The 8696-nt window shown below is 38.8% G+C and carries 5 protein-coding genes; all 5 read left to right on the top strand.

The window, feature by feature from the left end:
* The first annotated feature begins 760 nt into the window (after positions 1–760).
* The gene (locus ACEW8U_RS11700; RefSeq protein WP_373522225.1) at positions 761–3907 is read left to right on the top strand and encodes a glycosyl hydrolase; all 3147 of its coding nucleotides are present in this window, start codon (positions 761–763) and stop codon (positions 3905–3907) included.
* Positions 3908–4015: 108 nt separating this feature from the next.
* A complete protein-coding gene (locus ACEW8U_RS11705) occupies positions 4016–4612 on the top strand; it encodes a YceI family protein (RefSeq protein WP_373522226.1) in 597 nt (198 codons plus the stop codon).
* Between the two features lie 148 nt (positions 4613–4760).
* Positions 4761–6485, top strand: coding sequence for a single-stranded-DNA-specific exonuclease RecJ (gene recJ / locus ACEW8U_RS11710; RefSeq protein ID WP_373522227.1), 1725 nt, complete (start codon positions 4761–4763; stop codon positions 6483–6485).
* Between the two features lie 136 nt (positions 6486–6621).
* A complete protein-coding gene (lptB, locus tag ACEW8U_RS11715; RefSeq protein ID WP_373522228.1) occupies positions 6622–7359 on the top strand; it encodes an LPS export ABC transporter ATP-binding protein in 738 nt (245 codons plus the stop codon).
* A partial coding sequence (locus ACEW8U_RS11720; protein WP_373522229.1) for a GH3 auxin-responsive promoter family protein occupies positions 7359–8696 on the top strand: 1338 nt, incomplete at its 3' end. The genes lptB and ACEW8U_RS11720, both read left to right, overlap by 1 nt.

The raw sequence follows: 8696 nt of genomic DNA on the forward strand, positions 1-8696 counted from the left end.
CGATTTCCTTTAGATCGGAAGGCCATGGGACTGTCTCCATTTGTTTTAATTGGTTTTGACATGATCATAGATTTTTTTGGTTAATAAAATAGTTTAAGTAATACCAGTCAGGCAGCGATAAACTGTCTTCTCATTCAGAAATTGGATCACCATAAATGGCGAATTATATATAGCTATAACGCTCTAACTGCTTATCAAAAAGGTGAAAAAGGTTAATTCACAAAAGATTTACTTTAAATATAGATGGTCTTAATCTCATCCTTCAAATAATATGTAAATCATGTAATTATTTACTCTCAAAATGATACAAAAGGCGGAAATACCTGTAAATTCTGGTAATTTTCCAATTATTCAATGCTTTACTTAATACTGTGTTCAAAGCTGTTTTTTTACTTTTGTAATTTGTTTTTTGATATACGAAGTGGGGATCGGAGTTGGATTTACCCCTCCAGAAAAAAATATATTGGGTCTAAAACTGTATGGGCGTTATAGTCTCGAAAACAGTTCCCCTCAAAAAATAAGCTGTGATAAAATTGGAATTCCAATCTGTCTTGAAGATATCGTCTTAATTCCATTTTTTGTTAATTAGGCTGGTTGACCAGCGCAAATCATATAAATTAGGCGGTTTTGAAGAATTTTATTTAAATTCTATTTATTGAAACTGCTATTTCCAAAAAAATTATTCTCGTATTCAAGCACCTTATTGTTCTTTATGAACTTTTTTCGCCAAATTCAAAACACCAATCAACCAACCTTTATAATGAAAAAACTCATATTATTTGGCATGATAATTTTCATGTCCTTTTCTTCCTTTTCCCAAGGAAGAAAATCTGCAGTAGCCCCTTCCCCAACATTTGATGCGGAATTATTTCAAGGACTTAAATGGCGCAATATTGGCCCCTACCGGGGTGGCAGATCGAATGCTGTCTCCGGAGTGCCAAACAATGATCAGGTGTTTTTTGTGGGATATACAGGGGGTGGTCTCTGGAAAACTGACGATGCAGGAATCTCTTGGCACAATGTATCAGATGGATTTTTCAAAACGGGTTCTGTGGGATCGATAGCTGTCAGTGAATCTGATCCTAATGTGATTTATGTCGGCATGGGTGAGCATGCCATCCGTGGTGTGATGACCACTTCTGGAGACGGAGTCTATAAATCCACAGATGGAGGTAAGACTTGGAAAAATATGGGTTTGGAAATGACAAGACATATTTCTGATGTAATTATTCACCCCAATAACCCTGATATAGTATTTGTAGCTTCCCAAGGTGCGGCACATGGACCCAATGAAGAAAGGGGGATCTATAAAAGTACAGATGGTGGAAATACCTGGACCAAAATATTGTATGTAGATCAAAATACAGGAGCTTCTTCCTTAAGTATGGATTTCAATAATCCCAGGATTTTATATGCAGCTACTTGGGAATACCGCAGGTTGCCTTGGCAGGTACAAAGCGGTGGTGCAGGTTGTGGTATTTGGAAATCTGTGGATGGTGGAGACAATTGGACTAAAATCAATTCCGGTCTTCCTGAAGAAATGGGAAAAATCGGGGTAAGCGTTTCCAGGGCTGATTCAGAAAGGGTTTATGCCATTGTGGAAGCTGAAAAATCAGTTGCCGGTGTTTATCGCTCTGATAATGGTGGGGAAACTTGGACACACATGACCAACAATCAATTGTTGACTTCAAGGTCTTGGTATTATATGGAAGTGGAGGCAGACCCTGTTAATGCAGATGTCGTTTATGTGCTTAACTCCCCATTGACAAAATCAATTGATGGAGGCAAAAATTTTGCTGTGGTTCCTGTAAGACATATTGATACCCATGACCTTTGGATCAATCCCAAAAACCCTATGAACATGATTTTGGGAGATGATGGTGGTGCTGAGATCACTTATGATGGTGCCAAGAGTTGGTCGACGCAGGACAATCAGCCCTCTGCCCAATTTTATAGGGTCAATGTGGATGAAAGCTTTCCATACAAAATTTATGGCGGACAGCAGGACAATACTTCGGTAGTCATTGCCAGTAGGAACAATTACATTGGGCTGACAGGTAAAGATTGGTTTATAGGTCCTGGTTGTGAATCTGCTTTTATTGCTTTTGATCCCAAAAACCCCGTTTTGCTCTATGGGGGATGTTATCAGGGACTTATTGATGTCCTGAATACCCAAGATGGGCATACTAAAGATATCAGGCAATATCCTGCTAACATTCTGGCTTATGATGCCAAGGATATGAGATACCGATTCAATTGGAATGCACCTGTCATTGCTTCTCCTCATGATTATAATACCATTTACCATGGTGGCAATATTCTTTTCAAGACAAATGACGGAGGTTTATCATGGGAAGAAATTAGCCCTGACCTGACCAGAAATGAGGAATCAAAACAAGGACCGGGCGGAGCACCCATCACCAATGAAGGGGCTGGTGGCGAAAACTACAACACCTTAAGCTATGTGATAGAGTCTATCCATGAAAAAGGAGTGATCTACACAGGAAGTGATTGTGGCCTTGTCCATATTACTAAGGATGGTGGAAAGACTTGGGAAAACATCACACCGGCAGGATTACCCGAAAGCCTCATCCAAGCTATTGAGGTTTCTACCCATGAGAAAGGAACTGCATTTATTGCAGCCACCAGGTACAAATTCAACGATTTTTCCAATATGTCTTACAAAACTACTGACTACGGAAAGACATGGACCAAAATTGATGCAGGAGTGGATAAAGATGATTTTATCAAAGTCATCAGAGAAGACCGAAAAGTGAAAGATCTATTGTATGGAGGTGCTGAGAGGGGATTTTATGTTTCTTTCAACGGTGGGGCCAATTGGCAAAAGCTTCAGTTGAATCTTCCGGTAGTTCCGATTACTGACATTGCATTTGCGGACAATGACATGGTTGTTTCTACCGCAGGCAGGTCATTCTGGATTTTAGATGACTTGAGTGCATTGCAGCAGTCAAAAGGGAATTTCTCCAGCTTGAAAATATTTACTCCAAAACCCACTTACAAATACGAAGGATATATTCCTTCATGGATGGACCTTCCTCCTGGAATCGGAGAAAACCCTGTTTCGGGAGTGATTTTGGATTATTATTTGCCGGAAGAAGTGGATTCTGTGGAAGTAACTTTAGAAATCCTGGATCAATCAGGCAAAATCATCAGATCTTATTCCTCTATTAAGGATGAGAATTTTAAATCTTTTTCTGGTGGACCTTCTCCTGCGCAAGTAATCCCTTCCAAAAAGGGGTTGAACAGGTTTGCATGGAATTTCAGAGGGGAGACTTTATTGCCAATTCCCAATGCATTTGTATATGGTGATTATAGCGGGCACCGTGTTGCCCCTGGTAAATACAAAGCAAGGCTAAGTTATAATGGGACTATTTCAGAAACTGAAATAGAAGTGGCCCAAGATCCAAATCTCAAAAATATCAATCCTCAGGATTGGACTGCACAACAGGCTTTGCTTGAAAAAGCTGCCATATCCCTGACTGATATTCATCAATCGGTCAATGACATGCGAAAAGTCAAAAGTCAGATTGAACACCATAATTCACTCTTGAAGGATAAAGATGATGCAAAGGACCTTTATCAGGCAGGGCAGGATTTGATCCAAAAATTGGTTGACTGGGAAGCAAAATTGGTGGAAACCCGCCAAAGCAATTTTCAGGATGTGATTAATTTCCCAAGTCAGCTAAATGCCCAATATTTCGATCTAAGGGGAGCAGTGGATGTACATGATCCAAGATTAACAGCAGGTTCAAAGCAACGTTTGGCTGATTTGGATAAGGAATGGACAGGATATAAATCGGATTTGAACGGGTTGATAGAAAATGACATCAAACTTTACAATGAAAAATTCAAAGCACAGAATTTACCCGCTGTAATCATAAATTGATCCATTCAAATAAAATAATAAGTTGCATTAAACTATTTGTTTTCAAAAGAGTCTATAAGAGAGGTATTAAAAACCTCTCTTATACATTTACTCCAAACCAATTCAACAATGAAATTTATCACAATTATTTCCTTTATCTCACTGATGTTTTCATCAGTATTAGTAAGCTCAGAAAAGGAAGTTGATGCTATTGTCAACAAATCTGAGAGCACTGTAAATTGGAATGCCAAAAAAGTTACTGGGGAACACTATGGCAAAGTCCAGATTTCTGATGCCCAGTTGGATTACCTAAACGGAAAGATTCAAGGCGGCTCATTTGAAATGGATATGACTACCATCACAGTAGAGGATATTACAGATGCAAATTCAAATGCAAGATTGACCAATCATTTAAAATCGGATGATTTCTTTTCAGTTGAAAAATTCAATAAATCATCTTTCAAAATCACCGAAGCCAAATCATCGAATGGAAAAGACTATCAGATTTCAGGAAATCTGATCATCAAAGGTATCAGCAATCCAGTTACCTTTCCGGCAAAAGTAGATGTACAAGGAGACAAAATCATTGCTACTGCCAGCATAGTTTTTGATCGGACCAAGTTTGACATCAAATATCGTTCTGGTAATTATTTCGAGAATCTTGCTGACAGGTTGATCTATGATGATGTGAGCCTTGAGGTGAAATTGGTTGCAATGAATCAATAATAATTTAGAAAAAATTTATCTCAAGCTATTTCAGGCTGCTCTATTTAATGGGGCAGTCTTTTTTGATTTAAGCCAAATGAAAATTCCCAATCAAAATATTTGGGATGCGTTTGTTACTATTGGTGTCGTACTTTAGTAATTTAGCCCAATGGAGTACAAATGGATGATCAGAGACAAGGCTAATTTAGAAACGGTAGAATCTTTGGGAAAAGAAATCAATGTAAACCTGACTTTGGCCAATATGCTGGTCAATAGAAAGATAGATTCTTTTCAAAAAGCCAAAGACTATTTTAGACCTGACTTGGACAAACTACATGACCCATTTTTGATGAAGGATATGGATAAGGCAGTAGAAAGATTGCAAGCTGCCATCCAAAAAGAAGAAAAAATATTGGTTTATGGTGACTATGATGTTGATGGCACCACCTCTGTGGCTTTGGTATTTGGCTATTTGAGAGAGTTTTATCCTCATGTCAATTTTTATATTCCGGACAGGTATAAGGAAGGATATGGTATTTCTGAAAAAGGAGTCAGGTTTGCTGCCGAAAATAATTTTAAGCTGATCATATCTTTGGATTGTGGTATAAAGGCCTTGGAAAAAGTTGCATTGGCCAATGAACTTGGTGTTGATTTTATTATTTGTGATCATCATACTCCGGGGGAAAATCTCCCTTCCGCCATTGCAGTTTTGGATCCGAAAAGAAATGATTGTCTTTATCCCTACAAAGAATTGAGTGGTTGTGGAGTTGGTTTTAAATTGATTCATGCCTTTTCTATTTTTCAGGGAAAAGACCCTGCCAAAGTGATGGTCTATCTTGATTTATTGGCCATTAGCATTGCTGCGGATATTGTACCGATTACAGGTGAAAACAGGGTATTGACTTTCTACGGACTAGAAAGGATCAATAACAATCCAAGGCCGGGCATCAAAGCATTGATCTTGAGAAGCAAAATTGAAAATGAAATAGAAATCTCAGATATCGTATTTAAAATAGGCCCTAGAATTAATGCCTCCGGTAGGTTGGAACATGCCAAAGCATCTGTGGAATTGTTGATTTCGAAAGATTTGGAGGATGCATTGGCAAGGGCAGAAATTGTCGACACTGTAAATGCTGCCCGAAAAAACTTTGATGAAAATATCACCAAGGAAGCTTTGACGATGATACAGAGCATGGAAGAGGTCAGGCAGATGAAATCTACAGTACTTTTCAAAGAAGATTGGCACAAAGGTGTCATAGGAATTGTCGCGTCGAGGTGTATTGAAAAATATTATAGACCTACTATCATTCTCACCGAGTCCAACAGTAAAGCCACAGGAAGTGCAAGATCAGTTTTTGATTTTGATATCTATGAAGCGATATCAGAATGCAGTGACTTGTTGGAACAATTTGGAGGGCATAAATATGCTGCAGGACTGACCATGTCTGTTGCCAATGTGCCAGCATTCCAATCGAGATTTGAAGAGGTGGTCAGTTCTAGGATTACAGATATCCATATGAAACCGGTTCTTGAAATCGATGATGAAATATTACTGGATCAGATCAACTATAAGTTTTATAACATATTAAAGCAGATGGCACCTTTTGGTCCTGGAAATCCGGAACCTATTTTCTGTGTCAATCAGGTCTATGCAGAAAATGTCAGGATACTTAAAGACAAGCATTTGAGATTCAATGTAGTGCAGGACGGTCAGGAAACAAGACCTGTTTGTATTGCTTTTGGAATGGCGGACAAAAATATCTATCCTGACGAGATCATTTACAAAATGCTTAACCGAAAAATGCGTTTTGATTTGGCTTTTGAGATCAGGGAGAATACTTTTAGGAACAACAGCAGTCTGCAACTGTACGTGAAAGACATAAAATTTGATTGATTATGAAATCGAGCATGAGGAAAGACCTCGCACATTGGGATGATGATAACCATGCGAGATTCTCCCGAAACCAGCCTGCCTGAGGCAGTCAGGTTCGGGACAGGCTATGTGACCAATGAAAACAAAATATAAATACATGAAATTAAGGGCAGATAACCTTATTAAGATTTACAAGGGCAAGAAGGTTGTCAATAATATATCTGTTGAGGTGGAACAGGGAGAAATTGTTGGCCTTTTAGGACCTAACGGAGCTGGAAAAACCACCTCTTTTTACATGATTGTGGGGCTAATAAAACCAAATGAGGGTCAGATTTTTTTGGAGGATCAAAACATCACTAAACTTCCTATGTACAGAAGGGCTAAATTAGGAATAGGGTATTTGGCCCAAGAGGCATCCGTTTTCAGAAAACTTTCTGTGGAAGAGAATATTCTTGCCGTATTGGAAATGACCAAGATGACCAAAGTCCAAAGAAAAGAAAAAGTAGAAAGCTTACTCGAGGAATTTAGTTTGACCCACGTGCGAAAGAATCAAGGTATGGTATTGTCAGGAGGGGAAAGGAGGAGGACTGAAATTGCCCGAGCTTTGGCAGTGGATCCAAAATTTGTGCTTCTTGATGAACCATTTGCAGGAGTAGATCCAATTGCTGTAGAAGAAATTCAGGGCATCGTAGCCAAACTCAAAACCAAAAACATCGGCATCCTGATCACGGACCACAATGTCAATGAGACCTTATCCATAACTGACAGGGCATACCTGATGTTTGAAGGTCAATTACTGAAAGCAGGTACTGCTGAAGAATTAGCGGCAGATGAACAGGTCAGGAGGGTTTATCTTGGCCAAAACTTTGAACTTAAACGTAAGATTTTTAACTGATGGAAGTTGTAAACTCTTTTATGACCTGGATTTTTAAAAACCGCATAGGTCAGATACAAAATTTTATGAAATACCCGATTGAGTCTCAAAATCAGATTTTTGATGAACTCATTACTTCGGCAAAAAGAACAGAATTCGGCAAAAAGTACAGTTTTAGTGCCATCCGTTCTTATGAGGATTTTGCGGAACGAGTTCCAATCCATGATTACGAACAAATTAAGCCTTACATCGAAAAAACGATGAGGGGAACCCAAAATGTCATTTGGCCAACTGAAATAGAATGGTTTTCAAAGTCTTCAGGAACTACTGGAAGTCGGAGTAAATACATACCTGTTTCCCAGGAATCTTTGGAAGAATGTCATTTCAAAGGAGGAAAAGACATGCTTTCCCTATATGTCAACAATTATCCGGAAAGCAAACTATTTACCGGGAAAGGCCTCACGATAGGAGGAAGTCTGGCTAGGAATCCATTGAATGATGATAGTGATGTTCAGGTTGGGGATATTTCTGCCGTGATTACCCATAATCTTCCTTTATGGGTACAGTTTGCAAGGACGCCTAGTCTAGAAATAGCCCTGATGAGTGAATGGGAATCCAAAATTGAAAAAACTGCCTTAGAGGTCATGGATGAAAATGTGACAAGCATTTCCGGTGTACCCACTTGGACGATTGTGTTGCTCCAAAGGGTCATGGACCTTAAGGGTGCGAGCAATATTTTAGAAGTTTGGCCCAATCTTGAAGTGTTTTTTCATGGAGCCGTTGCCTTTGGCCCATATAGGAACTTATTTCGGGAGTTGATTCCTTCTGACAAAATGAGGTATTTGGAAACCTATAATGCTTCAGAAGGATTTTTTGGGATTCAGGATCAGAAAGATTCGGAGGAATTGTTATTGATGCTGGATTATGGGATTTTTTATGAATTCATTCCTATGGAAGAATGGGAACATGAAAATCCAAAAGTGATTCCGCTCTCAAAAGTTGAAATCGGGAAAAATTATGCGATTTTGATCTCAACCAATGGAGGACTTTGGAGATACAAAATTGGCGATACAGTCAAATTCACCAATACCTATCCCTATCGGTTAAAAATATCAGGGAGAACCAAACATTTTATCAATGCATTTGGCGAAGAGGTGATAGTGGAGAATGCTGAGAAGGCAGTTCAAAAAGCTTCAGAATCAACCGATGCACTTATTACAAATTTCACAGCAGCACCGGTTTATTTTGGTGATTCCAAAAGTAAAGGAGCACATGAATGGGTCATTGAATTTAAAAAAATGCCTTCGGATCGGGAACAATTCATCCAAATACTGGACAGTTCTTTAAGGGAAATCAAT

This window comes from Aquiflexum sp., from assembly GCF_041751335.1.
Classification (GTDB): Bacteria; Bacteroidota; Bacteroidia; order Cytophagales; family Cyclobacteriaceae; genus Aquiflexum.